This is a genomic window from Lysobacter sp. CA199 (genome assembly GCF_052078715.1).
In the GTDB taxonomy this organism is placed as follows: domain Bacteria; phylum Pseudomonadota; class Gammaproteobacteria; order Xanthomonadales; family Xanthomonadaceae; genus Lysobacter.
Genome location: NZ_JBQJIL010000042.1, coordinates 1 through 513, shown reverse-complemented (window position 1 = coordinate 513; position 513 = coordinate 1). Strand labels below are relative to the sequence as shown.

Annotated in this window: 1 protein-coding gene; it reads right to left on the bottom strand. The window is 63.9% G+C overall.

Annotated features, from left to right (window positions below; translation table 11 throughout):
- The coding region (locus ACTOWJ_RS29385) for a DUF7507 domain-containing protein (RefSeq protein ID WP_441338181.1) at window positions 1–513 on the bottom strand (513 nt) is incomplete at both ends.

The following is a 513-nucleotide window of genomic DNA, read 5'->3' as shown; positions in this document are numbered from 1 at the left end:
TGAACACGTCGGTCACGGTCACACCGGTGATCGTCACGTTGCCGGTATTCGTCACCGTCACCGTGTAGTTGATCGTTTCGCCCGCTTCGACCGTGTTGTTCGGCGTGCCGATCTCGGTCAGCGTGTGACTCTTGGCCACCGTCAGTTCCGGGCGCGGCGCGGTCACGTTGACCACCTCAGTGTCGCGCCCCGTCACCGTGCCGCCGCCCGGCGGTGCGCCGGTCGCAGTCGCGGTGTTGACCAAGGTCGTGTTGTTGTCGGCTTCCGGCTGCGTCACCACGTGTGAGTAGGCGTTACAGGTCGCGACCTGGGTCGGGGCCAGATTGGCCGGCGCACAGGTCAACGTCGTCGCCGCACCGTTGTTGAACACGTCGGTCACGGTCACGCCGGTGATCGTCACGTTGCCGGTATTCGTCACCGTCACCGTGTAGTTGATCGTTTCGCCCGCTTCGACCGTGTTGTTCGGCGTACCGATCTCGGTCAGCGTGTAATCCTTGGCCACGACGAGCGTTG